This is a genomic window from Krasilnikovia sp. M28-CT-15 (genome assembly GCF_047159595.1).
GTDB lineage: Bacteria > Actinomycetota > Actinomycetes > Mycobacteriales > Micromonosporaceae > Actinoplanes.
On the sequence record NZ_BAAGAK010000001.1, the window covers coordinates 7298100 to 7324088 of the forward strand.

A 25989-nucleotide genomic window follows, 5' to 3' on the forward strand; every position below is an offset into this window, starting at 1 on the left:
TCAGCGCGCCTGGACCCGCTCGATGATCTGCTCGACATTCAGGCGCGGGGTGGGCGGTGTGACCGCCGGGGTCTCGTGGCGGCCCAGACGCATCATGACGTACGGGTGATCAAGGTCGGGCGCCACGTGCCTGAGGGTTTCCCGCCAACGGTCCTGCTCGATCGGCGCGGAGAACGGCATCAACGACATGCCGTACTGGGTGGCGACCAGCCAGCCGGCGGAAAGAGCCTCGCCGGCGCACAGCCAATCCTTGGCGTGATCGCCTCGCCCGTGCAGCACCGCGAAGGTCGCGGCCCGGTCGTGTTCGCCTTGCTGGCCGGGCAGTCGAACGCGGTCGACGGCTCCTGCGATCCGGTCGGCGCCGGTCCACAGAGCCAGTTGATCGCGCCATTGTTCCTCGTCGGGTCCGGCCGCGCTGGAGCGAGCGGCTGCCACCGCCAGTTCCAGGATCTGGTCGGGACGCAGGATGTGTACGCGGATATCGTGCGAGTTGAATGCCCTGACTACAGTCCGTAACTCTCGCGGCTCGATCGGCCTGCCGGTGAGCGGCCGCAGGTCGGTGTGCCGTCGCCCGATGGCGCGGGCCAGCCGGGCGGTGCCGGGGCTGGCCGCCGCCGGGCCGTCGATGTGCAGGCGCGCAAGGTGCCGGGAACCGGTGGAGGCGGGCCGGCGATCGACGGTCACCTGCCAGCCCTGGGCGGCCAGACTCAGGCGCCCGTGATGCAGGGCGGCCCCACAACTGACCGTCGCGAGATGCCCGGCGGGATCGGGAACCCCGAGCATCCGGTCGGGATCCGCGAACAGATCCAGTTCGGCGCCGGCCAGGCGCCACCGCCACGGCTGTGCGTTGTGAGCCGACGGTGCGCGACCGGCCGCAACGACAGCGCGGTACAGGGCTTCGGTCACGGCTCTCGGACTGGTTGCCCCATGCGTGACTGGTGACGCCATCGGACTCTCCCATCGTCAAGACCAATGCAGGCGCGGGTCCTGGCCCGATGCGGGTGAGAACGAGGTCCACCGAGGCCGGTGCTTTCGACATACAGGCAGCGCGTGCCAAACCACCGAGAGTGGAGGCGGGACGCAGCTACCGGTTCCGTCAACTGTACGCCTGCCGGCGGCGAGCAAGTGAGCTCCATGGGCAACCTGCCAGTACTTTCATCGGTTCCGACGGCGCCGAGCCCCTCGACGGCGACGTGTCGTCGGCCGGGTCGGTGGATCGGCCTGGTGTGACGTCGTCGATGCGATCCGCTACCTCGACCGGACCGATGGTGATCGACTCGCGGTCGGTGCGCGCCGCAGGCGCGTGATAGCGTCCGACCTTGGCTCGACGCTGACCGATGTCGGTGTGTTGACCGGCGTCCGGAGGGCACACGATGCCGGGGTGCGCAGCGGTGTCGAGGCGCTGCCAGATATCGAGGCGCTGAAAGGCTGGCATGGTCGCTGACGTTCCCGCTATCGAGATTCGCAACCTTTCCCACCGCTACCGCACCCGGTCTGCGCAGCGGCGTCCCCGGTGGACCGAGAAGGTGGCGCTGGACGGCGTCAATCTCCGCATTCCGCAAGGCGAGATCCATGGGCTGCTCGGGCCCAACGGTGCCGGCAAATCGACGCTCTGCAAGATTCTCTCGACCGTCCTGGTGCCGTCCGAAGGGGACGTGCGGGTCCTCGGTCACAGTGTCGTCGATTACCAGCGCGTGCGGTCGCGGCTCGCCCTCGTCCTCGGCGGTGACCAAGGGCTGTACTCCCGGCTCACCGCTCGGCAGAACCTGCTGTTCTGGGGCTCCCTCTACGGTTGCACCCGATCACAGGCGCAGGAGCGGGCGGACCGCCTGATCAACCGCGTGGGGCTGGGTGGTCGCGGTGACGACCGGGTGGAGACGTTCTCGCGCGGCATGAAGCAGCGCCTGCACCTGGCCCGCGGCCTGATCGGGGACCCTAGAGTGCTGCTGCTCGACGAGCCCACCAACGGCATGGATCCGGTGGGACAGCGCGACTTCCGGGATCTGATCGTCGAGGTCTGCGCCGGGCGAACGATTCTGCTCGCCACGCACGACATGGTCGAGGCCGAGAAGCTCTGCCATCGGGTCAGCCTGGTCAACGGCGGAAAGATCATCGCCACCGAGTCACCGCAGACCCTCGGCACCTGGATCAGCCGGTTCGAGCGGGTCGACACCGGCGCGCTCGAACCAATCCACATGGACCGTTTGCGCGCCATGTCCGGGGTGGGTTCCGTGCGGGCCACCGACGACGGGACCCGGATCGAAACCGTGCGTCCGGGAGCCGCCGGGGACGTCATCCGCTACCTGCTCGATGCCGGGCACGTGGACATCCGCACCTCACTCCCGTCGCTGGAGGAGGTGTACCTGCACCTGATGGCGCCGGACGCCCGGAGCACCGATGCGTGGAGCGCGGCGTGAGGGCGGTCGTCGCAGGGTTCCGCTTCCAGTGGTGGCGGATGCTGCGGAACGCCGACGAGTTGCAGGCGTTCCTGATCAGTCCGCTGTTCGCCCTGATCTTCGGCGCGCTCGTCCTCAGCCGCAACCGACCCGACCTGCTCCCCTCCGCCGCCCTGGGCGCGGCCCTGCTGGGCATGTGGACGCTCTGTCTCCAGGCCGGCGGCAACGTCATCGAGTCGGAACGCCGAGGCGGCACGTTCGAGGCTTTGGAGAGCACGCCGGCCGCGTTGCGCAACATCGTGATCGGCCGGGTGGCCGTCATCTCGATGCTGACTCTGCTGACGCTGCCGGAGGTCTGGCTCTTCGTCCTGACCGTTTTCCACCGGACCATCACCGTCGGTCACCCGGTCCTGCTCGCCGTGACTCTGTTGCTGATCGCCATCGGACTGCATGCCACGTCGGTTCTGTTCTCGGCGCTGTTCGTGCTGGCCCGCGAGCCCGTCATCTTCCAGAATGCCCTCGCGTACCCGATCTATCTGCTGGGTGGCCTCGTGATACCGGTGGCCTACCTGCCGGACGCGGTGCAGCCGATCAGCCGGCTGCTGTTTCTGTCATGGGGCAGCGACCTGGCCCGGGACGCCCTCGCCGCCGCCGCGGTGGATGACCTGCCGGTGCGGCTGATGTCGCTCGGCGCCACGGTGCTCGCCACCATCGTGCTCAGCCAACTTGTGTTCACCATCCTGCTGCGCCGTGCCCGCCGAGTCGGCACGCTGAATCTGGTGTGAGGCATGCTCAATACGCGTCTGGACGTGATCAGGCCGGCCGTCCTGATCGGGCTGCAGGACTTCCTGGGCTTCTACACCTGGTACACGTGGACCTTCGGGTGGATGCTGCGGATCGTCTTCCAGGTCTTCTTCTTCGCCCTCATGGGCCGGTACCTGGACCGGCCTGATCTCGTGCCGTTCCTGGTCATCGGGGGCGCGGCCGCCACCGCGGTGCTCGAGTCCATGACGATCGTGCTGTTCACCTCGTTCGACCGGGCGGCGGGCACGCTGCCGCTGTACGCCTCGGTTCCCGGCGACTATTACACCGTGGTGGTGGCCCGGAACCTGTTCAACTGCGTGGTCAGCGGGACGGTGACCGCATCGGTGGCGCTGGTCGTGTCGTCGATCGTGCTGGACGTGTCACTGCCGCTGCGGATGGTTTTCACCCCGCTGCTGCTGGCTCTCGGAGCCCTCAGCTGCTACCTCTTCGGCGTGTTCCTCAGCGCCATCGTCGCTAAATTCCTGTCCAGCCGCTGGGTGGTGCTGAACGTCGCGTACATGGGCATCACCTCGCTCGGTGGCTTCCTCATCCCGGTCGGCTTCTGGCCGGCGCCGGTCTCCGCACTCGCCCAGCTGCTGCCCTTCACCCACGCGCTGTCGGCCATCCGCGGCCTGCACGGTGGCGCGCCGGTCCAGCACCAGCTCGGTCAGGCCGGGCTGGAGGTCCTGGTCCTGCTGTTCTGGCTGGTGGTCTCCCGCGTCGCGTTCAACACCTCGATCAACATGGCGCGCCGGGACGGCAGCATCGATTTCCGCGGCGCCTGACCGGCACCGCGGGGACCAGCAAGCCGAGGCTAGCTGCCTGTCGTCGCGATCGCCGCCGCGAGTTCGGCCGGGGTCGGCGTGGCGAAGACCTGCCGGAGCTTGATTTTCACCCCGAGATTCTTCTTGATCGACGCCACCACCCGGGCCGCCTTGATCGACGTGCCGCCGGAGCGGAAGAAGTGGGTGTCTCCCTTGACGTCGTCCTTGTCGAGCAGGTCACGCCACAACCCGATCAGCATGGTCACCACCTCGGGGTCGCCCGTCACCGCCGTCTCGACCGGGGTGGGTGCCGGCGAACGCGGCTCGGCCGGCTCCGCGGGCGTCTCCAGCCCGCCGGCCCATGCCCACCGGGCCTGCCGGCCCAGCGCGCGGTCATCGGCGTGCAGCTCGCCCCAGACCCCGGGCGGCAGCTCACGCCCGTACGGGTCACGCACGGACAGCATGGCGCCCGGCGCCACCTCGGCGAGGTCCGGCTGGTCGGCCGGTCCCGACGCCCGCACCTCGCGGTCGGCCTCGCTCCCGAGCGAGCGGTCGGCCTCGCTCCCGAGCGAGCGGTCGGCCTCGCTCCAGAGCGAATGGTCGGCCAGCGGCCGGTCGAGGTCGGTCACGCACGAGGCCAGCAGCGCGCTGAAGCGGTCGATGAACCGCTCCACCGCGACCACCGGGTACACCGACTCCCGGTAGATGACCTGCACGAGCATGTCCTCGCCGCGGGGGATGACGTTCAGGGTCAGATCGAGGCGGCTGTACGCCGTACGCACCGGCAACACCGTGATCCGGTACCGCGTCGTCCAGTCCGAGCTGTACGGCGAGTAGTTGAACATGTAGCGGAACAGCGGCTCGCGCCAGTCGGACGCCGAATCGTAGCTTCCCGGCATTGCCTCGTCGATGCTGGCGCGGACGTGGCGCAACCCGGTGAGGAACTGCTCCCGGACGTGCTTGGCCCAGTCCCGGAACGACATCGTCAGATCGATCACGCCCCGCAATCCCACGATGTTCACGTGGTAGCCCACCGTGTCCCGGGCGGCTGCGGTGCGCGCGTCCAGCGGCATCCCGACCACGACGTCCTCGCCCGCCCCATGGTTGGTCAGCAGCAGGTAGAAGACGCTGAGCAGTACAACGTGCGGCGAGGAGTTCAACTCCTTGGCCACCGCGGCGAGCTGGGCGACCGTCGCGGAGGGGATCGGCTGGACCATCTGCGATCCGCGGTAGTCGTCACCGTGGTCGGGCTCCGCGATGGACAGCGGGCGGGCGGTCTTCTCGGCGCCCGCCAGATGCTCACGCCAGAACTGGATGTCGGACTCGGAGGCCGGGGGCTCCGTGAAGGACTCGACCGGTCGGCTCAACGCCTCCGGCACCGGCTGCTCGGCGGCCGCGGCGTCGTAGACCTCCATGAACGTACGCAGCAGCATCGCGTTGGATTGGGCGTCGCAGATCAGGTGGTGGCTGGTGAAGCAGACGACGTCGCCGGCCGGGTCGCCGACGAAGTGCCCGACCCGGATGAGGGGCTCCTCGGTGAACCGGAACGGCCGACGGGCGAACGCGCCGATGTCGTCCATCAGCGTGTCCGCGGTGGTGGCGATGATGTCGACGTCGATGTCGACCTCGGACGGGTCCAGGACCCGCCGCACCGGTGCCCCGTCGACGTCGGCGAAAACGGTGCGCAGGGAGGGATGCATCTCGACGAGGGTGTCCACCGCCACCTTCATCGGCCACCAGCGCAGGGTGCGGCCCGTGGTCCGGAACGCCATCGGGACGTGCACGACCGCCTCGGGGTTCATGACCTGGAACAACCAGAGGCTGGCTTCCTTGGCGTTGAGCGGCCTGTCAGTGTTCTCCACGAATCCCATCCCCAGTCAGCCGGCCGCGCCTGCGAGCGTGGACAGCATGGTCTCGTCCTCGATGTGCTGTGCTACCGCGGCCAGGAAAGCCACCGCCTCGCGCCCGTTGACGAATCGGTGGTCATGGGCCAGGCCGAGATGGAGCACGGGGCGGCTCACCGCCCGGCCGTCCCGGACGGCCACCGCTTCCAGCCGGCCGCCGACCGAGAGGGCACATGCCAGGCCGGGCGGGATGACCGGTTGGACCATGACCACACCGGGCTCGTGGTTCCAGGAAACGGCGATGTTCGCGTCGCTCAACTGGTCTTCGGTCAGCTCACCGCGGAACGCGTCCATCCGCAGATCGGCGAGATCGTCGGCGATGTCCTGGAAAGAACGCCGATCCACCCCCCGGACAACGGGTACGAACAGCCCCCGTCCGGCATCGAGAGTGACTCCGACGTTGATGCCTTCCGGCAGGCGCACCGCCTCGTCGCCGGTCAGCGTCGCGAAACAGATCCGATGCTCCGCCGGGAGCCGGCCGAGAACCGCGACCACGGTCTCCAGCAGGCCGAGCGGGTCCTCGTCGGCCTGCACGCGAGCGGCGTTGACGACGTCGAACCCCGCCAGGCTGACCTCCCGGAGCACGAAGGCGTCCGGAATGCTTTGCCGCGAGACCGTGACGACCCGAGCGACCCGGCGCTGGGCACTGCTGAGCGCAACGACGTCGGCATCCTCCCGCGCCGGGGCGGGAGCGACGGGCGTGGCCGCGACCACCGGCTCCGCCGAGGTGGTCGAGTCCGTACCGCCGCCGATCGACGCGATCGTCTCGCCCGGCTCGCACGGGGAGCCCGCGGTGAGGCCGTGGCGCAGCACCCCTGCCGCGTTCGCGGTCACCACCTCGATGGTCTTGGACGTCTCCACCTCGGCGATGCTGTCGCCCTCGGCCACCACGGCACCGTCCGCGACCAGCCACTCCACCAACGTGTACTCGGTGTCGTTGGTGTTGAGTCTGGCCAGGACGACACGGTGCTCCGCGCCCGGCCGGCCGGTCGGGGCCGCGGCCGGCCGGGCCACCGGTTGGTCGGTCGAGGCCGCGGCGAGCCGGGCTCCCGGCTGGTCAGCGTGCCGTTCCGGCGCGGGTGCGGCCGCCCTACGCGGCGACACCCGGCCGACCCGGAGCAGGTCGGCCACGGCGGCGGCGATCCCGGCCGGTTGCAGCAGCATCTGGTCCTCGAGGTGTACCGCCGCGGGAATGGTCCGGTCGGCGGAGTGCAACAACCGGACCGGCTGCCGCAGTGCGCCCCAGAGCCGCTGGTGCAGCGTCGCGGCGACCTCGGCGCCCCAGGTCCCGCCGGCCGTACCCTCCTCGGCGACCGCGACGAGCCCGGCCGACTCGATCAAGGGCAGGACCGGCTCGAGGTCCAATGGGAAGATCCGCGCCGGGACGAGCAGCGCGACCCGGATGCCCTCGCGCAGCAGCGCGCGCTGGGCGTCCATGCACTCCTCCGCGATGGCGCCGCCGGCCACCAGCACCACGCTCACCTCGGGGCCGTCCACGGCCGGTGCGACGTGCACCCAGTTGTCGTCGATCCGTCGCGACGTCAGCGTGTCGTCGATCCGGCCGACCGGGTGCAGGCGACGACCGTAGAGGACCTTCTGCTCGAAGACGATGGCGGGCCGACCACGCTGGAACGCGGTTTCCAACACGTATTCCGGTTCGTGCAGGGTCGACAGCTCGTAGAGCTCGAGTCCCGGTACGCCGATGAAATGCTTCTGCAGGCTCTGGCTGTGCGTCGGGCCATAGCCGCGGCGACCACCGACGGGGCAGCGGACCACGAGCGGAAAGTGCTTCTCCTGGCCGTACATGCTGACCGTCTTGGCGGCGAAGTTGACGAGCTGGTCGAACGCCAGCGTGATGAAGTCGCCGAACATCATCTCGACGACGACCCGGTTACCGCAGAGCGCCAGGCCGTTGGCCACCCCGACGATGGCGTTCTCGCTGATCGGCGTGGTGCGTACCCGGTCCGGGTAGGCGGTGGTGAGACCCTTAGTGATCTTGAAGGCACCACCGTACGGGTCGGCGATGTCCTCGCCGAGGACGTACATGTCCCGGTGCCTGTCCAGCATGGCGTGCAGGGCGGCGTTGAGCGCCTGCCCGAGACGACGTTCACCCGGCATGAGCGGCCACCCCTGTTCCCGCGAGCGGGCGTGCGCGCACCTGCTCGACGATCCGCGCGACCGTGTCCCGCTGGTGCCGGTCGCGCTCGGTGAAGTCGTCGCCCAGCAGCGCGGCGTACGCGTCGTACCAGTCCTGCCCGGCCAGGGCGGCCAACTCGTCGGCCGTACGGCTGTCGTCGCCCTTGCTGTGCGGACCGATCCGGTGGGTGATGAACTCGACGACCAGCGGGGTGTGCTCGCGGCGCACCGCCGCGAGCGGCTCGCGCAGGCGCTCGCGGATGGCGGCGAGGTCGTGCCCCTCGACCCGGACATGCGGCACGGCGAACGCCGCCGCCCGCCCGGCGATCGAGCCCGCCATGTTCACCGCCAGCGGCGTCGACTGCGCGATGCCGTTGTTCTCCACGACGACCACCAGGGGCACCCGCCACAGCGAGGCGAGGTTCAGCGCCTCGTACACGCTGCCCTCGCCCCACGTCCCGTCCCCGATGTACGCCGCCACCAGCCCGCCGGCGCGCTTGCGGTGCAGGGCGACGCCGACGCCGACCGGCAGGCTCTCGCCCTGGATGCCGGTGGAGAGGAAACCGGGGGCAAGCAGGTGCTGAGATCCGCCGGCGCCGCCGCACGGACCGCCCTCGCGGCCGAGGATCTCCGCGAACAGGCCCTCGACGTCGCCCGTGCAGGCCAGGTAGTGACCGTGCCCCCGGTGGTTGCTGAGCACATATGCGTCCGCCAGCAGCGGTTTCATCGCCACCGGCACATACTCCTGGCCAAGGCAGGTGTGGGTGGTGCCGCCGATCTCGCCGGACGCGAACAGCTCCAGCAGGGCCCGCTCGACGTGCCGAATGAGCAGCATCAGGTCCAGATCGGCCAGGCCCGGACGGACCGTGTCGGCCGGGCTCATCACGCGGCGTCCTTACCGGCGACGATCCGCCGTAGATCCCCGACGGTACGGATGGACCGGATCTCCCGGGCCACGAGCTTCACTCCGAACTCGTCCTCGATCGCGGCGACCAGTTGGATGTGTTTCAGGCTGGTCCACGACGCCAAGGTACGCGGACCGAGGTCGTCGCTGAGCTCGTCGGCGGGCAGGTCGAGTTGCGCCGCCACGATCTCATCGAAGCGCTTGTCCACAAGACTCTCTCTCGTCAGGGGCGACATGCCCGCCGGTCAGATCGCGGCGGGTCGGCGAATGACCGGGTCATCGGCCTCCGCGTCATACCACCGCACGGGCTCACCGCCCGGCTGCGTCGGCAGCAGGAACCGGTCGGCCTCCGCGTCGGCCACGTGATAAGCCTGGAATGCTTCCTCGAAGCGCTGGCGAATGCCGTCCGCGCGAGCGTCGTACGTGTCGTGCGGAATCGCCGCGTGGATGGACTCCTCCGGTTGCAGCATGATGAGAACCGCTTCGTCGTTGCCGTACGCGTACCGCGAGTGCCCATGCGGGTAGCACGGCGCGAAGACCGTCACGAAGAACTGCTCGCCGTACAGCCACAGCCGCCAACGCTCGTCCGTGACGGTGTCGCGGTCGAAGGGGCGCGGCTCCTCGCCGGTGGCGTGCTCGATGAGGTGACCCATGAACGCCCGGAACAGCCGTGCGGTCTCGGCCACGTCCTTGCCACCGACGATCTCGGTCGGGAACGCGTACACGTAACCGTCGAGCACATCCGACTGCAACATCGAGCTGAACACCTTGAGGCCCGGAAGGGACGCGTCCATGTTCTCGGTGAACGACAGTGCCGGGTCGTAGTCGGGCGCCCCCCACAACCTTGCGGTCGCGGCGAACGGGCAGTACGTCCGTCGCATGATCGGCTCGAAGAGGCGCAGCGCCCGCGAGGACGTGGGGTTCGCCTCGTCGGCGGGTTTCGTGTCGCGCGGAGCGTTCACCTCCACCTCGAACGCTGTGCGCAGCCGGTCCACCGAATCGAACGCCCCGAGCAGCGCGATGACCAGGGCGCACAGCACCTCATGCAGCGCCTGCGCCTCGGCGACCGGCCCCTCGGCCGCCTGGTACCGCCGGGTGGTGCCGGCCACCGTGCCGGCCAACGTGACCACCTCGTCGCGCCATCCCGGGTCGTCGGCGCGGTCCCAGGTGGCCGCGGGCGCGTTGGCGAGCTCGGTCTTCAGGCCCCTGCGCGCGAACCCGGGGGACAGCGGCACTCTGTACCACACCGCGATCCGCAAGGCGGCGATCAAGAGACCGGTAGCGGTGACCCGGTTCGGGTCGGCGCGGAACGCGCGGGTGGCCTGTTCGAAGGCGGGCGTCGGTTCGCCAGCCGCGTCGAAGCCGGCCATCCGCTCGACCGCATCCTGCAGGCGGGCCAGGGGAAGGGTCGTGGTCACTGAGCAAGCTCCAGACTGGATCGTGCGTCGAGCAGGCGTGCGAGCGGCGCCGACAGGAGGTTGATGCGCAGATAGTCGTCGGGGTAGGGCAACTCGAAATAGGAGCCGTTCATGAACAGCACCCGGTCCAGCCCGATGCCCAACCGACCCCACGCGTAGTACGTGCACTGTGGTTCGGTGACCAGGTCGGTGATGATGCCGGCGGCGGTCAGGCCTGCGTACCGTTCGCTCACCAGGGCCGTCAGCGCCCGGTTGCTGTTCGGCGAGAGGAGCTGGTCGAACAGCAGGTGAGCGGCACGCACGTCGTACTGCGAGGTCGCTGCGACGAGTTTGCAGTAGTACCAGCCGAGATCCTCCTGGAGGGTCTTCGGCAGGATGAGGTAAGCGCATCTCACGCCATGCACGCACAGGCTCTTCGTCGGGCAGATCAGGCGGATGGTCTGCTCCGGCACCAGGGTCGCCGACTGCTCTGCGGCCATGGCCGCCCACTTGGTGTACTGGAAGGTGCCGTCGACGATCACCGTCGAGCCGGTGCGCTCCTGCCAGGCCCGGATCTCGGCGTGGAAGGCCGCCGAATACGCCCGGCCGCTGATCCACGAGGGATCGGTCAGCAGCAGGACCGTACGGCGGTCGGGCAACTGTGGGATGGTTCGCTGCTCGCCTTCGAGGGTCAGTCCCTCGCCGATCGGCGTCATCCGCATCCGACCGATCTTGGCGAGCTGGTAGTACGCGTGGTAGATCGGTGGCACGTAGCAGATTTCCGTCTCGCCCATCTGCGACAGCAGGATCATCACAGAGCTCAGCAGCGGACTCGACCCGGCGCCCAGAAAGATCTCCGACGCGTCCGGGAAGTGCCCGTCGACGGTGCGGTGGAACCCGCGAATCTTCTCTACCAACAACTCATCGTCGGCCATGAAGGTGTAGTCCAGCGCGTGGCCACCGTCGATCAGCTGGTCCGCGTACAGCGGCTTCAGATGCTCGTACGTGATGCCGTGCGAGGTTTCCCAGCCGGACACGAACGGCAGGTCGCTGGTACGGGCGGTCAGGTCGATGCGCTGGTGCGCCGCCAAGGTCTGCTCTTGACGCGGTGTCAGGGTGGATTTCACGGAACTCCTTCACGACAGGGTCGCTCTTTCCCACGGTGGCTCCGTGCTGGGCGCACGATCCGACCGCACGGTCGCCGGGATGCCGATCCCGGCGCAACCAGGGGTCAGGTGCGCACCGACAGCAGCGCTCCACAGGAGGGCGTCGGCAGGCGGCCGAAACTTTGACGGGTGTCCCCGCTCGCCCGAGCCGGGGACCGCTGGTTCACCAGGTCACGGTCGCCGAGGACCGGGCCCACCAGGGGAATTGCTGGATCCTGCCCGGTCTGGCCTGCGCTGGCGCCGCCGCCGGCGCCCGGCCCCGGATAGCCCCCGTGTTGTGGTCATGACTTGCTCTCGTCCTTTCACGTGGAGAGTCGCCGAATCGCTCCGCGCGGGATGACTCGCGAAAGCGACGCATGGACGGCGTTCGCGTCCGACCCTGCCGCGCCCCGAGGTCCGTTCGAGGCCGGAGAGCCGATGTGACCGAATGCGTCAGGCCCGTGACACTCTTGCTATCCCTGGTGTGTCCTCGAAATACCGAGCCTGCACCATGATCTCGCGCAGCGATGCTAGTAGATTCAGTCCGACCTGCCAACCTTGGTGGGCGCGGCCGAGGCCGGTCTCGCCTTTGCGGACGGCTGGGGCGCGGCGCCGATGGCCGCCGCGGAGGTTGTTGCCGGATGGCTCGGCGCCGGCCGGTGGGCGAGTAGCGGAGGACGGACTTTGTACGGGTTGGCATCATTCGGCAGCGCCCTCGGCGAGGCCGCGGCCGTCGCCGACGTCGTCGACGAGTACTGCGAGGACGTCGAGCGGGTCAAGGGCTACGGGTACCGTCAGGTGCTGCGCTGCCCGCCCGGCGTCGGCCTCACCGACCTGGCGGTGGACGCCGGCGGGGAAGCGCTGGTGAGTGCCGGAGTCGACGCCTCCCATGTGGACCTGGTGGTGCTGGCTGTCACCGACATCGCCGAGTACCTCTACTGGGACGCGGCCGCCAGCGTGGCGCACCGCCTCGGTGCGGACCGCGCGGAGTCGATGCTGCTGAGTCAGGCATGCACGTCCGGGGTCGTGGCGTTCGACGCCGTGGCGGGCAGGTTCGCCACCCACCCCGAGTACCACACCGCGTTGATCGTCACCGCGAACCGCACCTGCGAGCCGTACTGGAACCGGATGGCCACCCAACCCATGGTGTTCTCCGACGCCGCCGCGGCCGCAGTCGCCCGGCGCGGACATGGGCGGCTGCGCTGGCTGGCCACCGAAGTCCACACCGCGGGCCGGTACGCGCCGCTGTACCGGATGGCGGTCGGGGGCGCCGCCGAGCCGTTCGCCCCGGGCCACACCGCCGACGACCTCGTCGCAGCCGACGCCTGGGAGGTGATGGACTTCTTCGACTACGACGCCGAGCGATTCGAGGCGTTCATCGCGGAGCTGGATGAGCGTACCTGTCGGGTGGTGGCGGCGGCCTGCAAACGGGTCGGCATGGAGGTCACGGATCTGGCGCGGCTGGTTCTGCTGGCCGACAACCAGGACGCCATGAGCACCCTGTGCGCGCGGCTCGGCGTCGATCCGGCCCGGACCAACATGGATCTCGCCGCCCAGTACGGCCATCTCGGCGCCGCCGACCAGATCTTCGGTCTCGCCCGGATCGCGCAGAACCTCACGCCGGGCGACCGGGTCGCCCTGGTGTCCCGCGGGCGCGGCATGCACTGGGCCTGCACCATCATGGAGGTCTGACCAGCCTGGCCCGGCCGGCTCAGGCCGGGCCAGTCAGCCCTGCTGGGCTGCCGGGTCCACCACCACGAGGCGCAGCTCCGCCGTGTATCGGGAACCGCTGTGATCGGTCAGCCAGCAGTCCTCGAGTTCGGGGAGCATTTCGGAGAACGTCACGTCACCGCCCTGGCCCGCCTCGATCATGGCGCGTACCCCCTTCGCGACGATGTTCGTGTAAACCAGGCTGGTGAAGTCCACGAAGGTCGGCTTGTCCTCGGTGGCGAGCTTGTAGAAGACCCGCTCCGGCAGCCCCGCCTCGGCCCGCCACCGGCACATCGCCCGGTACCGGGCGCGCTCGTCCTTCACCCGCACCCACGCCAGGTCGTCCAGCCCGAACGTCCACGCCTCCCTGGCGATCACCATACGGTCCACGGTGATGCGCGGCTGGTGGCTGCGCTTGCGCACCGGTTTGAAGCCGTTCACCACGGCCGCCGAGATCAGGTCGCCGACAACCTCGAGCAGCGGGAAGGTACGCGAGCCGTCGGTGGTCTGAACCACCAGCCGCCCGGACGGTTCCCGGGTGACGAACAGGTCCGTGACCGGGATCGGATCCCCCGGCACGCCTCCGCTGTCGTCGTGCAGTGACCAGTACGTGTACTTCTCCGACAGCAACGCCGACGGCGGGTACGTCCGGGAGTTCACCGACTGCCAGTGCTTCGGCGGCACCAGATACACCCGCCGGTCGCCGTGGTCGGTCTCGTCCGCGGCGAGCACGTCGGCGGGCACCGCGTGCTGCTCCACGAACAGCCGGCTCTCCATGGTGTTCGAGGCGAGATGCATCTCCCCCAGCACGAAGGTGTAGTCACCGCGGGCCAGCGCGTCCGGACCGTTGGCGAGGAGCATGACGTCCGGCGAGTGGTGCAGCGCCGCGGACCACGCGGGCGGGAGGGAGGAGTCGAACTCGCGGCGCACGGCCTCCGCGATGTCCGCCGCGGCCACCTGATGACGCGACGTTCCGTCCGCGACCCTCAGGATCTTCTCCCACCGTCGCTGGAGCTCGGCGGTCACCTCACGCACCGGGGCGGCGAGCTGGCGCAGGGAGAAGAAGAGGTACGGCGTGGCGTTGCTGAGCACGGCCGCGAGCGGCGCCGGATCCCGGCCGGTACGCTGCACGGCTCGCTGGTACGCCTCGGCGAAGACGTGCTCGTACCGGCGGGCGGCCTCGGCGACGTACCAGCGGGCGCTGTCGAGCAGCTGGCCCAGCGGTACGGCCAGCGCGTCTGTCACCTCCGGACCCAACTCCAGGCGCACGTCACGGACGCAGTCCTCGTACAGGATCGTGCGCCCGCCGTACACCACCCCTGGTTTGCGGGTCGCCGGGACGCCGGCGGTCGCCTCGAAAACCTGGTTCGCCCGCTCGATGGCCGCGAGGAGCCGGGCTTCGTCCCCGGCCGCCGCGGCGACCGCGTCCCGGGCCTCCATCAGCGCGTCGAGCCGGGACAGCAGTTCCGCGCGCAGTGCCGGATCGCCGATGGCCTCCAGCTTCGCGCGCAACTCCAGTTCCGGGCGGGAGCAGACCGACCCCTCCAGATCGAGCCGGATGAGTTCCCGGGTGCGGAGGTCGGTCAGTATCCGGACGGCCGACTCGCCGTCGGCGAACTCGGGCAGCCCACTCCACGTCAACTCCTCGACGATGTCGTGGACCGCGTTCTTACCATCGCAGAGCGCGATGACTTCGGCTTCCGCGTCGGTGAGCATCACCGGTTCGCGGGTCGGCCGATGCACCACCCGGCCGGTCAGCAGATGCGAGTGCACTCGCCGGGGCCGCAGCCAGGGCAGGACGCGCGGATCCGCGGCCATCGCCTCGGCGACCGCGTCGATGGCCCAGACCTCGAAGTAGACCGTGCGCCGAGACAGCAGGGACCCGCCCACCTCCAGGTGGACCGGCCGGTCGGCATCGTCCGTGAATCTGGCCCAGCCGACCGGCCCGAAATAGCCGATCGTGTCGTTCTTGACGCAGTAGCGCTGCCAGTAGCCGGCGATGGCGAGCTCATGGTTGCGCCCGCGCACGTTACGCGGCTCCCCGGCCGCCGCCCGGTCGACGCAGTCCCGCAGCAGTTTGGCGTTCTGCCAGGCGACCGCCTCACGGAACAGTGGATCATGGGCGATGGACCGGATCGCGGCCGACAGCCGTCCGGTCGCCGGCTCCCACACCGCGCGCAGAGCGTCGTCCGACTCCGCGCCAGCGGCGGCGAGCTCGTCGTCACACAACTCGCGCACCCGGGTGGCCGGGAAGCCCGGTGCGCGCAGGACGGCGTCCCGCCAAAGCCGCCATCGGGTGCCGCCCAGCCGGACGGTGTGCAGGTCCCTGGTGCTCACTTCGCTCCCAGTCGGGTCAGCTCGTCGGCGAGCGCGCTTACGGTCGGGTGGTCGAACACCGCCGTGATCCCCAGCTCCACGCCGAAGAGGTCCTTGACGTTGTCCAGCAGCTCGATCGCGGTGAGAGAGTTGCCGCCGAGGTCGAAGAAGTCGTCGGTGTCCTTGATGTCGACGACTCCGAGGGCGGTCACCCATGTCGTCCGGACCCGGTCGGTGACCGAAGCCGCACCGGCGGGCTCCGCCGGTGTTTCCACGGCGTCCGGAGCAGCCGTCGCCTCCACCTCGGCGGAGGTTGGCCCCGCCGGCTCGGGACGGGCCGCCGCCTCGGTGAGCGCCACCGCGTCGGGCCGGGCCACCGCGTCGGGCCGGGCCACCGCGTCGGGCCGGGCCGCCACGATCGGCGTCCGCTCGGCCGGGAGCACCGCCGTCGGGAGCGTCTCGACGTCGGCCTGAGGCACGCCGTTGCGGTGACGACGCACTATGACCTGGCCGGAGACCTCCGAGCGCAGCAGCTTCAGCAACAGATCCGCGCCCTGCTCGGCCGACAGCCAATCCGATCCTTCGGCAACCGGGCGCTCCGGCTTCGGTGCCACACCCCCCGGCCTGTCGGACGCGCGTCGCATCGTGAAGCCGCGCGCCTCGACCAGAACTGTGCCGTCCTCCGCTGTGACGTCGAGGTCGGCGACGATCATGTTGTCGCCACCGTCACGGCGCCGGATGTGCGAATACACCGTGCCGGGCAACGATTCGCACCGCACGAGCAGCGAGCGGTAAAGGAACGGCAGATGGATCTCGTCCCGCTCGTTGTCCCGGGCAGTGGTGGTCGCACCGTCCATCAGGATCGGGTGCAGCGGGTGTTGCGCGGCTTCGGCGCCGAACGGCGGCGGCAGCTCCAGCGTCAGCAACTGGACACCGTCCAGGCCGGTGCGGATCTCCCGGACGGCCCGCCAGCGCGGCCCCAGGGTGAACGCCTGCCGGCCCACGGGCCGGCGTGGAGGCACCCGAACGTCGGGCAACGCGCTGCGTACAGCCGCCAGGTCCTCGTGGCGCTCCTGTGCCTCCACCACCTTGATCTTCGCCCGGGCGTGGGACTGCACTTCGTCGGGCGACATGCGTCCCACCGGCGACGAGCGGACCACCACATTGTGGAACCCGTTCGGGTCGGCCGGTTCGAAGGTGACCTCGACCTCCCGGGGTGCGCTCAGGGCGAGCATGTTCTGGAAGACGACATCCTTGAGCAGCACATGCGCACGCGGAACCTCGAACACCTCACGGAAGGCGCGGATGGCCCGGTCGATCAGGCCGGTGCCCGGCACCACGGGCACGCCCTGCATCCGGTGCTCGTCGGTCACCGGATCCGCGGCGGCGCTCTCGGCGCGGCGCCAGGTGCGCGACCCTGGCGCGGCGGCGGCCAGCGATCCGGCCGTCATGCCCAGCCGGTCGAATGCGGGCCAGCCGATCGACAGCACCCGGTCGGCGGCGGCCGCGCCCGTTGCGGCCAGCGCATCCAGCCAGGCGTTGGCCGCCGCGTAGTCGGCGCCCCCCATCTGACCGTCCACGGCGGCCCGGCTGGAGTAACCCACCAACAGGTCGAGGCGCGGCTGCCCGTGCAGAGCAGCCAGGACGTTGCGCAACCCATCCACCTTGGGCGCGAACACCGCCGCCGACTTCTGCACCGACCCGAACTGGACGGTGCCCGAACCGGGCTCGCCGGCGAGGTGGAACACACCGTGGATCTGGCCGTGGCCGGCCACCACACCGGCGATGACACGGCGGGTGGCGTCCGCATCGGTGACGTCACCGGCGACCACGTCCACGGACGCCCCGAGCGCGCGGATCCGGTCCAGCGCCACGTGGTCGGCAGTGGCCCCGCGGCTGAGCAGGATCAGGGTCGGCCGCAGCCCGGTCCGGGCCAGCGCGGTGGCGGTGAGCAGCCCGAGGGCGCCGGTGCCGCCGGTGATCACGTAGGTGCCGCGCGAGCGCAGCGGCTCAACCGTGTTCCCGACGGCGAGGTCCAGATGGGCCGCACGCCAGCGGCGCCCACCCCTCAGGACCCGGACGCCGGGCCGCCGCCATTCGGCCAGTTCCCCGGCCAGGCTCTCGAACCGGGTCTGCGGGTCGACGTCGATCAGCCCGTGCGGGACGGCGCTCTCGCTGTTCAGCGAGGTGATCAGGGCGTGCAGCGCGGCCCGGCCGGGATCGAGCGGTTCGACGCCGCTGACGTCGGCCGAACGCTCGGTGAGCACCAGCATCCCCGGTGCGGCGCCCGATGGGGCGTGCCGGTTCACCCGGCGCACCATCTCGGCGACCCGGGCGAACGGCGCGTGCGGGTCGTCGGCCTCTGGCGCACCCAGCGTCGATGCGTCCACCACCAGGCCCGGATAGCGTCCTTCTCCACCCAGCTCCGCCAACACCGGATCCAACTCGTCCAGGTCGCCGACCCGCAGGCCGTACGGCTCAGCGGACCGCTCGACGCTCAGCAACCCGAAGCCGACCCGGTTGAGCGCGGCGGTGACCAGCCGGCCCCTTTCCGTGTCGGCGGGCAGCAGCACGAGGACCGGCGTACCGGCGGTGTCGCGGACCGCGGTGCCAGGCGTCTCGACGACCCAGCACGGCATGGCGAACGGTGAGGCGGCGACTCCCTCCCGGGCCATCGGGGCGGGCGCCGCGACCACCGCGGGCGCCTCGACCACCGCGGGCGCCTCGACCACCGCGGGCGCCGGCTCCGCCGTGGGGGCGGAATCCGGCTCGGGCGCGGCGGCCAGGGGCACCGCGGCAACCGGCTCGACGTCGATCCAGTGCCGATCTCGCTGGTATTGATAGCCCGGCAACGGCACCCGGCGGACGTCCTGGTCGTCGGACAGCGCGCTCCAGTCGATCGCATGCCCGTCCGTCCACAGCTGCGCCGCAGCTCCCAGCATCGCCCGCCGATCGGCGTCCGCGGAGGTCAACCGGGCCGGCAGGGTTCCGGCCACCGCATGGCGGCCGTCCCCGCGTGCCGACGCCGACTGGGCCAGCGCCGACTGGGCCGGCGCCGACTGGGCCAGCGCCGACTGGGCCAGCGAGACCAACGTCCGTCCCGGGCCGACCTCCAGCAGGAACACCGGGCGATCCGCGATGGCGGCGGCCAGCGCTGGACCGAACCGCACCGGCTGTGCCAGTTGCCGCGCCCAGAACAGCGGGTCGCGGGCCTCCTCGTCGGTGACCAGGCGTCCGGTGGCGGCGGAGACGATGGGAATACGGGGTGCCGACAGTTCCATACCCCGCAGGCAGTCCGCGAACTCGTCGACCGCGGGCGTCATGGCGTCGCTGTGGAACGCGTGCGACGACGACAACCGGCGGTACGAGATCGACTGCTGGGCCATGGCGGCTTCGAAGGCGACCACCGCGTCCCCGGCGCCCGCGACCACGGACTGCCGAGGCCCGTTGTCGACTGCCAGCGACACCCCGGGAACGAGCAGGTCACGGACTCGGTCCGCGTCGGCCAGCACGGCAACCATCGCGCCGGACGGCAACCGGTCGACGGCCCGGGCCCGCACCACGACGGCACGCACGGCGTCCGGCAGCGTCAGCACCTCGGCGACCGCGGCCGCGGTGATCTCACCGATGCTGTGACCGAGCAGTTGAGCGGGTTCGACGCCGAGCTCGCGCCACCGGCGGGCAAGGGCGTACTCGACGGCGAACAGCAACGGCTGGGCGACCCGCGTGGGGCTCAGCTGGGCGGCGTCGGTGGCCTCCCGCCAGAGCGTACGAACCGGGAGACCCTCGGCGTCGAACAGGTCGAACACCTCGTCGAGGTGAGCGGCGAATCGGGCGTCGTGGTCGTACAGGTCGGCGGCCATCCGCGGGTGCTGGGCGCCCTGACCGGGGAACAGCATGGTGACCGGCCGGTTCTGCGCCCGGCTGCCGACCTGCTTCATGGCCTTGAGGGCGGCGACCGCCTCACCGGTGTCCGCACCCACCACGGCGGCCCGATGCCCGTACTCCGCCCGGCCGCTGTGCAGGACCCGGGCGGCGCCGGGGAAGACCGCATCGCCCTTCCAGCCGAGATAGCGGGCCAGCTTGTCCCGGTATGCCTCGACCGCCTCGGGTCGCGTCGCGGACCAGAGCAACACGCGAGGCCGGTACTCGGCGGGTCGGGCCTCCAATTGCGGCGCCTCCTCGAGCACGACGTGCACGTTCGTGCCGCCGACGCCCAGCGAGGTGACGCCGGCGACCCGGGGCCGGCCGGGCACGAGACGCCAGTCGGCGGCGGTGTCGCCGATGTGGAAGGGGCTACCGTCGAGGTTCAGCTTGTCGTTGACCTCGGTCACGTTGATCGTGGCCACCCGGCGCTGGTTCTCCAGGCACAGCACGGCCTTGACCAGCGAGGCGGCGCCCGCCGCATGCCCGAGGTGCCCGATGTTCGACTTGACCGAGGTGAGCGCGCACCAGGGGTCGCTCGCGGCGGGGGCACCCAGGCGCTGGAACGCCTGCTGCAGGGCAGCCACCTCGATGGGGTCGCCCAGCACGGTGCCGGTGGCATGCGCTTCGATCATCGAGACCTGAGCCGGCTCGACGCCGGACATGGACAGCGCCTCGACAATGACGTTGGCCTGCCCGGCGACGCTCGGAGCGGTGAACCCGACCTTGCGCGCGCCGTCGTTGTTCATCGCGCTGCCACGCACGACCGCGCGGATCGCGTCGCCGTCGGCGATGGCTTGGGACAGCCGCTTGAGCACCAGTACGGCGGCGCCGCTCGAGAAGATGGTGCCCGTCGCGGCCGCGTCGAACGGACGGCAGTGGCCGTCGCGGCTCCACGGGCCGCCGTCGCTCCACCAGTAGCCGTGCCCGACCGGGAACTCGACCTCCGCGCCGCCGGCCAGCGCGACGTCGCACTCGCCGTTCTCGATCGCGTTCACGGCCAGGTGCACGGCGGCGAGCGAACTCGAACAGGCGGTCTGCACGGTCAGGGCGGGACCGGTCAGATCAAGTTTGTACGCCACCAGCGTGGACAGCGAATCCACGTTGTTCCAGGAGCCCGCGCTCATGCCGCGAACACTGCGGAACTGGTCCGGGCGGGGGCGCACGTGCAGGTCGAGGTACCGGTTCGGGCCGGACGCGCCGAACACCCCTGCGTCGCCGAGCCGCTGCGGCGCGTACCCGGAATTCTCGATCGCCGCGTGTGCCGTCTCCAGGAACATCCGGATCTGCGGGTCGCAGAGCGCCGCCTCACGGGGCGTCATGCCGAACAGGGCGGCGTCGAAGTCCTCCAGATGCGGGGCCTGGGCGACCGCCCGGATGTAGCGGTCGTCGCGCAGCGCCTCCGGCGAGACCCCACGCGCCTCCAACTCGGCGGCGTCGGGAAAGTGCACCGACTCCACGCCTTCGGCCAGATTCAGCCAGAACTGGTCGGCGTTGCAGGCGCCCGGCACGCGGGCCGCCAGGCCGATGATCGCAACGCCCTCGGCGTCATTACTCACCGTGGTCTCCCCTGTTCGTCCTTGACACGGCGCGCACCGCTCGGCGGCGCTCGGCGCGACTGCTGCGCCCGGCTTCCGGGCGCCGATCACCGACCACCGCGGACGTGTCCGGTGTTTCTCCGGCGAGCCATGCGGCCAGCTCGGCAAGCGTCGGGTGCGCGAACAGCGTCGCCACCGGCATCGGGCGACGCAGCGCCTCGGTCAGTACGCCGTGAAAGCGCAGCAGCATGATGGAATTCAGGCCCGCGTCGAAGAAGTTCACGTCCGCGGGCAACGGCCGGCCCAGCAACGGCTCGATGAGCCGGTTCAGCCCGGCCACCCCGGGCTGGTCCCCGAGCACGGGCGGCTGCGGCACAGCGGGCCGGCCGCCGCCGGCCACGACCTTGTGGTTGTGGTCGGTGTCGAGCGCCGACACCACCTGCACCCTGGCCGGCACGAGGTAGTGCGGCAGCCGGTTGCCCAGTTGTGCGGCCAGGTCGCGCTGATCCACGGTACGGCCGGGCGCGGCCACCACCCGGAGGTCGAGCACGTCGCCCAGGGCCGTCCGGTTGAGCACGGCCACCGCTTGGCGCACTCCGCCGTGCCGGAGAGCGGCCCGCTCGATCTCCTCCAGGGTCCCGCGGAACCCGTTGATCAGGATCTGCCGGTCGCGGCGGCCCGCGATGACCACATTGCCCGCCGGGTCGCGGCGGCCGAAGTCACCGGTCCGGAACGCCGCCCCGGGCCGCCCGGGTAGCCCGTCGATGAAGCCGTCCTTGCCGCCCGCGACATAGGTGCCCAGGTACCGACTCTGCACGACGATCTCGCCGAGTTGGCCCGGCGGGCAGTCCCGGTCGTACTCGTCGACGACGCGCAGCGGGCCGCCCGGCGCACCCGTGCCGAACGGCAGGATTTCCTCGGCGGGGAGGCCGGTCAGGTCCGTGACGTCCTGCCAGGAGGCGATCTGCGGCGTCTCGGTGGTGCCGTACCCGTTGATCAGACGCGCATCGGCGAACGCACGCACCCGGTCGGCGAGCCCCGCGGTCAGCGCCGCGCCCGTGGAGATGATGAGCCGGAGTGACGGGTAGCGATGCCCGGTGTCCTCGTGTGCGGCGGCGAGCAGCTCGAGCAGGGCGGGGGTGGCGTACAGGACACTGAGACCGTGGTCGCGGACGAACTCACCGAGCCGCCGCGGATCGGTGAGCGTCCCCTCCGGTGGGACGACGACCGTGCCACCCACGGTGAGCGGCAGCAGGTTGCGCAGCAGAGGGTCGTGCCCGATCCCGGCCAGCAGGCCGATGTGGTCCTCAGCGGTCAGGCCGATGAGCCGGGTGAGCCAGGCGAGTTGCGCGGCGAGCACCTCGTCGCGGACGTACACGGCGGCCGGTTTGCCCCCGGTGCCGGTGGTGCACAGGATGTGGCCGCGCCCGTCGGTGACGCGGTGGCCGCCCGCGGCGGAGACGATGTCGACGCCGCCGTCGGCCGTCACCGTCGCCACGGCGGCCGGCCGGACCGTCCGGACGAGCTCGGCGCGGACCGCTTCCGGATGGCCGGCGTCCACCACGGCCGGGACGGCATCCAGTGACCAGACGGCCAGCAGCGTCGTGACCAGCGCCGACCGGCGCCGACCGAGGACGGCGGTCACGTCGCCGGGCCCCACCCCGGCGGCCCGGAGGCGCGTCGCGACAGCATCCACGTCGGCCACCAGGTCCCGGTACCGGCGGTCCTGCCCGGCGTCGCGGAGTGCCACCGCGTCGGGGTTGGCCCGCGCGGCGTCGAGGAACTGTTCCAGCAGGCCCGTCGCCGGAGGCTCCGGCGGGGTAGCCGGCAATGTGGCGGGCGCTCGCCAGGCGTACGCGGTCAGCGGGCGGTACGGGTCGGCGAGCAGCTGATCCAGCACCTCAGTGACCTGGTCCAGCAGCAGCACCGGCAGGGCCGCGTCGACCGTCTCGGCAGCGGCCACCAGCTCCAGGTCGTACCGCCCGTCGTCCTGCCGCAGGTAGAGGTTCAGGTCGAACAGTGCGGCGTACCCCGGCGTCCGGTGCAGTTCCACCTCGAGGTCTCCGAAGTCCGGGGCGCCGGCCGCCCGGGTGAGATCGTTGACCCAGATCTGGAACAGCGCGTTGCCCAGTGGGGAGGGCCGGACCCCCAGCGCGTCGAGAATCCGCTCGAAGCCGGCCGAGCCGTGCACCAGCGCCCCGGCGACCCGGCCCCGCACGTGCTCGAGCAGGCTGATCATCGACTCGTCTCGCGTCGCGTCGATCCGTAGTGGCACGGTGTTGAGCAGATAGCCGCCCACCCGGTCGTCGGCGGCGTCCTGACGTTGCGAGACGGGGATCCCCACGACCACGGCGTCGTGCCCCGACCAGGCGCTCAACACGCGGGCCAGGCAGGCGAGGAAAACGGTCAACGCGGTCGTGCCGTGCGTGCGGCAGAACCGGTCGAGCCGGTCCGACCACTCGTCGGTGAAGACCGTGCGCCGCGCGTCGCCGAGCAGGGAGCGGGGCGCCGCGGGACGGCGGACGAAGGGCAGCGCGGGCTCGTGCGGCACGTCGGCCAGCACGGTCATCCAGTAGTCCAGGTCGGCCCGGCATGCGGCGCTGTCCTGATAGCGGGTGGCACGGACGGCGTACGGGCCGAAGCTTGTGTCGCCGGCCGGCACGGGCACGCCCGCGTAGGCCCGGCCGAGGTCGCCCAGCAGCAGGTCGAGGGTGGCCTGGTCGGCAAGCAGGTGATGGATCGACAGGACCAGGACGGCGTGCTCGCCGTCGCGCAGCAGCGCGATCGTCGTGAGCGGGCCCCGGTCGGGATCGAACACCTCAAGGCCCACCCGCCGCACGAAGGCGTCCACCGCGGCCTCCGTCAACGGGCCGTCCGCATCCTCGACCCGTACGGTCAACCGGGCGGCGGTCTCCACCCAGTGCGCGTCGTCGCCGTCGCCGCCCGCCACGCGAACGCGCAGGCATTCGTACCGCGCCACGAGCTCGTTGACCGCCTCCTGCAGGCGGGCGGTGTCGACCGTGCCGGTCAGCCGCAGCGCGCCGACCACGTTGTACGGGGCGGCGCCGTCGTGGATCCGCCCGATCCGGCGCAGCGCGCGCTGGGCGGCGGTGAGCGGGATCGGACCGGAGACGGCGTCGTCGCGGGGGCGGACCGGGTCGGCCCGGGGCGCCCGGGCGACGGCCGCGCGCACCTGCTCCAGGCTGGCGTCATCGGCCAGCAGCGTCGGCAGCGGTAGTTCGACACCCAGTTCCGCACGGATCGCCGCCACCACGCGCAGGGCCGACAGCGAGTACCCGCCCGAGGTCACGAACCCGTCGTGGTCGTCCACCGGCCCCAGCGCCGCGCGCCAGATGCGGCCGAGCGGATCGCCGGTGTGGTCGTCCTCGGCCAGCCGGCGGGTGATCTCCGCGCGGATCGCCGCGCGGTCGGCCTTGCCCGACGACAGCATGGGGATGGTGTCGAACCACCAGATCCGCTGGGGCAGGTACGCGGCCGGAACCAGCCGCGCCAAACCGGTCCGCACGACGGCCTCACTCGGGCGCGGGACATCCTTCCGCACCGGCAGTGCCGCGTGCAGCTCCGGGCCGGCGTCGCGGTGCAGGACGACGACGTGGCCGGGCCCGGCCTCGTCGACGTTGGACAGCGCGGCCTCGACCTCGCCGACCTCGATCCGGACGCCACGAATCTTGACCTGGTCGTCCAGGCGGCCCTGGTACTCCAGGAGCCCGTCGACGATCCGCATCCGGTCGCCCGTACGGTAATAACGTCGACCATCGAGCGTCACGAACGCCTGGTCGGTGAGGTCCGGCCGCCCGACATACCGGTTGGCGACCGGCAGGCCGCCGATCCACAGTTCGCCGGACTCACCGAGCGGCACCGGAGCGCCGGACCCGTCGGTGACGCACAGGATCGCGTTGTCGATCGGCGCGCCGATGTAGATGGTGTCTGTCGGTCCGACGTCCGGAGGCACCCGCCAGGCGGTGACATCGATGGCTGCCTCGGTCGGGCCGTACAGGTTGTGTAGTTCCGCGGCGAAGACCCGGTGGAAATCCCTGCAGAGCGGGGCGGACAGCGCCTCACCGCTGCAACACACCACGCGAACGCCGGCTACCTGTGCAGGCGTGGCGACCCGCAGGAAATCCCCGAGCATCGTGGGCACGAAGTGGCAGGCGGTGATGCCGCGGTCGGCGATGAACGCGGCCACCTCGCCCGGTTCCCGGTGACCGTCCTCGCGGAGGAACACGCATGCCGCGCCGACGGTCAGCGGGCAGAAGAACTCCCACCCGGACACGTCGAACGTGTACGGCGTCTTCTGCAGGATGCGGTCGTCCGGGCGCAGTCCGAGGTAGTCGCAGGCCCATCGGATCCGGTTGACCACAGAGGCGCTGTTGACCTCCACGCCTTTCGGCTCGCCGCTGGAGCCGGAGGTGAAGAGCACGTAGACGGGCTGCTCCGGGTCCACGGTCGGCAGCGGACGCGACTCGGCGGTCGGTGTCGCGGTCCGGGGGATGCCGATCCTGGTCAGACCCGCGAAGGCGGGACCGGGGTCGGCATCCACGATGGCATGGCGCGCGCCGGACAGGTCCAGCATGCGGCGCGCGCGTTCGTCCGGTTCGTGCCGGCCGATGGGTACGTACCAGCAGCCCGCCTTGAGGATGCCCAGCAGCGCGACCAGCATGTCGACGCCTCGCTGTAGCCGCAGCGCAACCGGTGACGGTGCACCGCACGTGGCGGTGGTGATGGTCCCGGCGAGTTCGTCGGTCAGCAGGTCGAGCTCGCGATAGGTGAGACGGCGTTCGTGGTCCTCGACGGCGATCGCGTCGGGGAGGGTTCGACGTGTGTCGCTCAACATCCCGGGAAGCCCGTACGGATGGTTCCATTCGTGTGCCCGGCCGTGAAGCTGGGATATCAGAGCGTGCCCATCAATGCCGTTTACAACCACATTTACCCCGTTGAAGAGCGAGACGCACCACGCCGACGAACGCAATGCCGACGTCGCTAGCGGACCATGATCCGTCGCGGCGCCCAGCCTAGGTCCAACCGGGACC

15 protein-coding genes are annotated in these 25989 nt (G+C 70.8%); 4 read left to right on the plus strand and 11 right to left on the minus strand.

Translation table 11 applies throughout. From position 1 onward, the window contains the following. Both ACMCNO_RS33525 and ACMCNO_RS33530 read right to left on the minus strand, forming a co-directional pair. Positions 1–906 (minus strand): nitroreductase, encoded by a 906-nt coding sequence (locus tag ACMCNO_RS33525; protein WP_412753406.1) that lies wholly within the window; start codon positions 904–906, stop codon positions 1–3. A gap of 190 nt (positions 907–1096) precedes the next feature. After that, positions 1097–1435: a hypothetical protein gene (locus ACMCNO_RS33530; RefSeq protein WP_412753407.1), complete on the minus strand. Its 339-nt coding sequence runs from the start codon at positions 1433–1435 to the stop codon at positions 1097–1099. On the opposite strand from ACMCNO_RS33530, the gene ACMCNO_RS33535 reads away from it, so the two are divergent. From ACMCNO_RS33535 to ACMCNO_RS33545, 3 genes are read left to right on the plus strand one after another with little or no spacing between them, the layout of a single operon-like run. Further along, positions 1434–2417, plus strand: a complete 984-nt coding sequence (locus ACMCNO_RS33535; protein ID WP_412753408.1) for an ABC transporter ATP-binding protein — start codon at positions 1434–1436, stop codon at positions 2415–2417. The genes ACMCNO_RS33530 and ACMCNO_RS33535 overlap by 2 nt on opposite strands. Then, the gene (locus tag ACMCNO_RS33540) at positions 2414–3181 is read left to right on the plus strand and encodes an ABC transporter permease (RefSeq protein WP_412753409.1); all 768 of its coding nucleotides are present in this window, start codon (positions 2414–2416) and stop codon (positions 3179–3181) included. Before ACMCNO_RS33535 ends, ACMCNO_RS33540 begins: the two co-directional genes overlap by 4 nt. A gap of 3 nt (positions 3182–3184) precedes the next feature. Continuing rightward, positions 3185–3985, plus strand: a complete 801-nt coding sequence (locus ACMCNO_RS33545) for a hypothetical protein (RefSeq protein ID WP_412753410.1) — start codon at positions 3185–3187, stop codon at positions 3983–3985. Between the two features lie 29 nt (positions 3986–4014). On the opposite strand, the gene ACMCNO_RS33550 is transcribed toward ACMCNO_RS33545, so the two are convergent. The 6 genes from ACMCNO_RS33550 to ACMCNO_RS33575 are packed head-to-tail and all read right to left on the minus strand — an operon-like array spanning position 4015 to position 11432. Further along, complete coding sequence (locus ACMCNO_RS33550) at positions 4015–5826, minus strand: condensation domain-containing protein (protein ID WP_412753411.1); 1812 nt, start codon at positions 5824–5826, stop codon at positions 4015–4017. Between the two features lie 15 nt (positions 5827–5841). Further along, complete coding sequence (locus ACMCNO_RS33555; RefSeq protein ID WP_412753412.1) at positions 5842–7986, minus strand: 2-oxo acid dehydrogenase subunit E2; 2145 nt, start codon at positions 7984–7986, stop codon at positions 5842–5844. Beyond that, positions 7976–8887 carry a thiamine pyrophosphate-dependent dehydrogenase E1 component subunit alpha gene (locus tag ACMCNO_RS33560; RefSeq protein WP_412753413.1) on the minus strand — a complete coding sequence of 304 codons (912 nt, stop codon included), beginning with the start codon at positions 8885–8887 and terminating at the stop codon, positions 7976–7978. Before ACMCNO_RS33560 ends, ACMCNO_RS33555 begins: the two co-directional genes overlap by 11 nt. Beyond that, complete coding sequence (locus ACMCNO_RS33565) at positions 8887–9117, minus strand: acyl carrier protein (RefSeq protein ID WP_412753414.1); 231 nt, start codon at positions 9115–9117, stop codon at positions 8887–8889. Before ACMCNO_RS33565 ends, ACMCNO_RS33560 begins: the two co-directional genes overlap by 1 nt. A 36-nt stretch (positions 9118–9153) precedes the next feature. Continuing rightward, a complete protein-coding gene (locus ACMCNO_RS33570; protein WP_412753415.1) occupies positions 9154–10326 on the minus strand; it encodes a hypothetical protein in 1173 nt (390 codons plus the stop codon). Next, complete coding sequence (locus ACMCNO_RS33575) at positions 10323–11432, minus strand: aminotransferase class I/II-fold pyridoxal phosphate-dependent enzyme (protein ID WP_412753416.1); 1110 nt, start codon at positions 11430–11432, stop codon at positions 10323–10325. The genes ACMCNO_RS33570 and ACMCNO_RS33575 overlap by 4 nt, the downstream gene beginning before the upstream one ends. Before the next feature lie 711 nt (positions 11433–12143). On the opposite strand from ACMCNO_RS33575, the gene ACMCNO_RS33580 reads away from it, so the two are divergent. Further along, complete coding sequence (locus ACMCNO_RS33580; protein WP_412753417.1) at positions 12144–13142, plus strand: 3-oxoacyl-ACP synthase III family protein; 999 nt, start codon at positions 12144–12146, stop codon at positions 13140–13142. 33 nt (positions 13143–13175) lie between these two features. On the opposite strand, the gene ACMCNO_RS33585 is transcribed toward ACMCNO_RS33580, so the two are convergent. The 3 genes from ACMCNO_RS33585 to ACMCNO_RS33595 are packed head-to-tail and all read right to left on the minus strand — an operon-like array spanning position 13176 to position 25793. After that, entirely contained in the window at positions 13176–15497 is a 2322-nt protein-coding gene (locus ACMCNO_RS33585) for a lantibiotic dehydratase (RefSeq protein ID WP_412753418.1), read from the minus strand. Next, on the minus strand, positions 15494–20959 hold the full coding sequence (locus ACMCNO_RS33590; RefSeq protein ID WP_412753419.1) for an SDR family NAD(P)-dependent oxidoreductase: 5466 nt from the start codon (positions 20957–20959) through the stop codon (positions 15494–15496). Before ACMCNO_RS33590 ends, ACMCNO_RS33585 begins: the two co-directional genes overlap by 4 nt. After that, the gene (locus tag ACMCNO_RS33595) at positions 20952–25793 is read right to left on the minus strand and encodes an amino acid adenylation domain-containing protein (protein ID WP_412753420.1); all 4842 of its coding nucleotides are present in this window, start codon (positions 25791–25793) and stop codon (positions 20952–20954) included. Before ACMCNO_RS33595 ends, ACMCNO_RS33590 begins: the two co-directional genes overlap by 8 nt. Positions 25794–25989 lie beyond the last annotated feature (196 nt).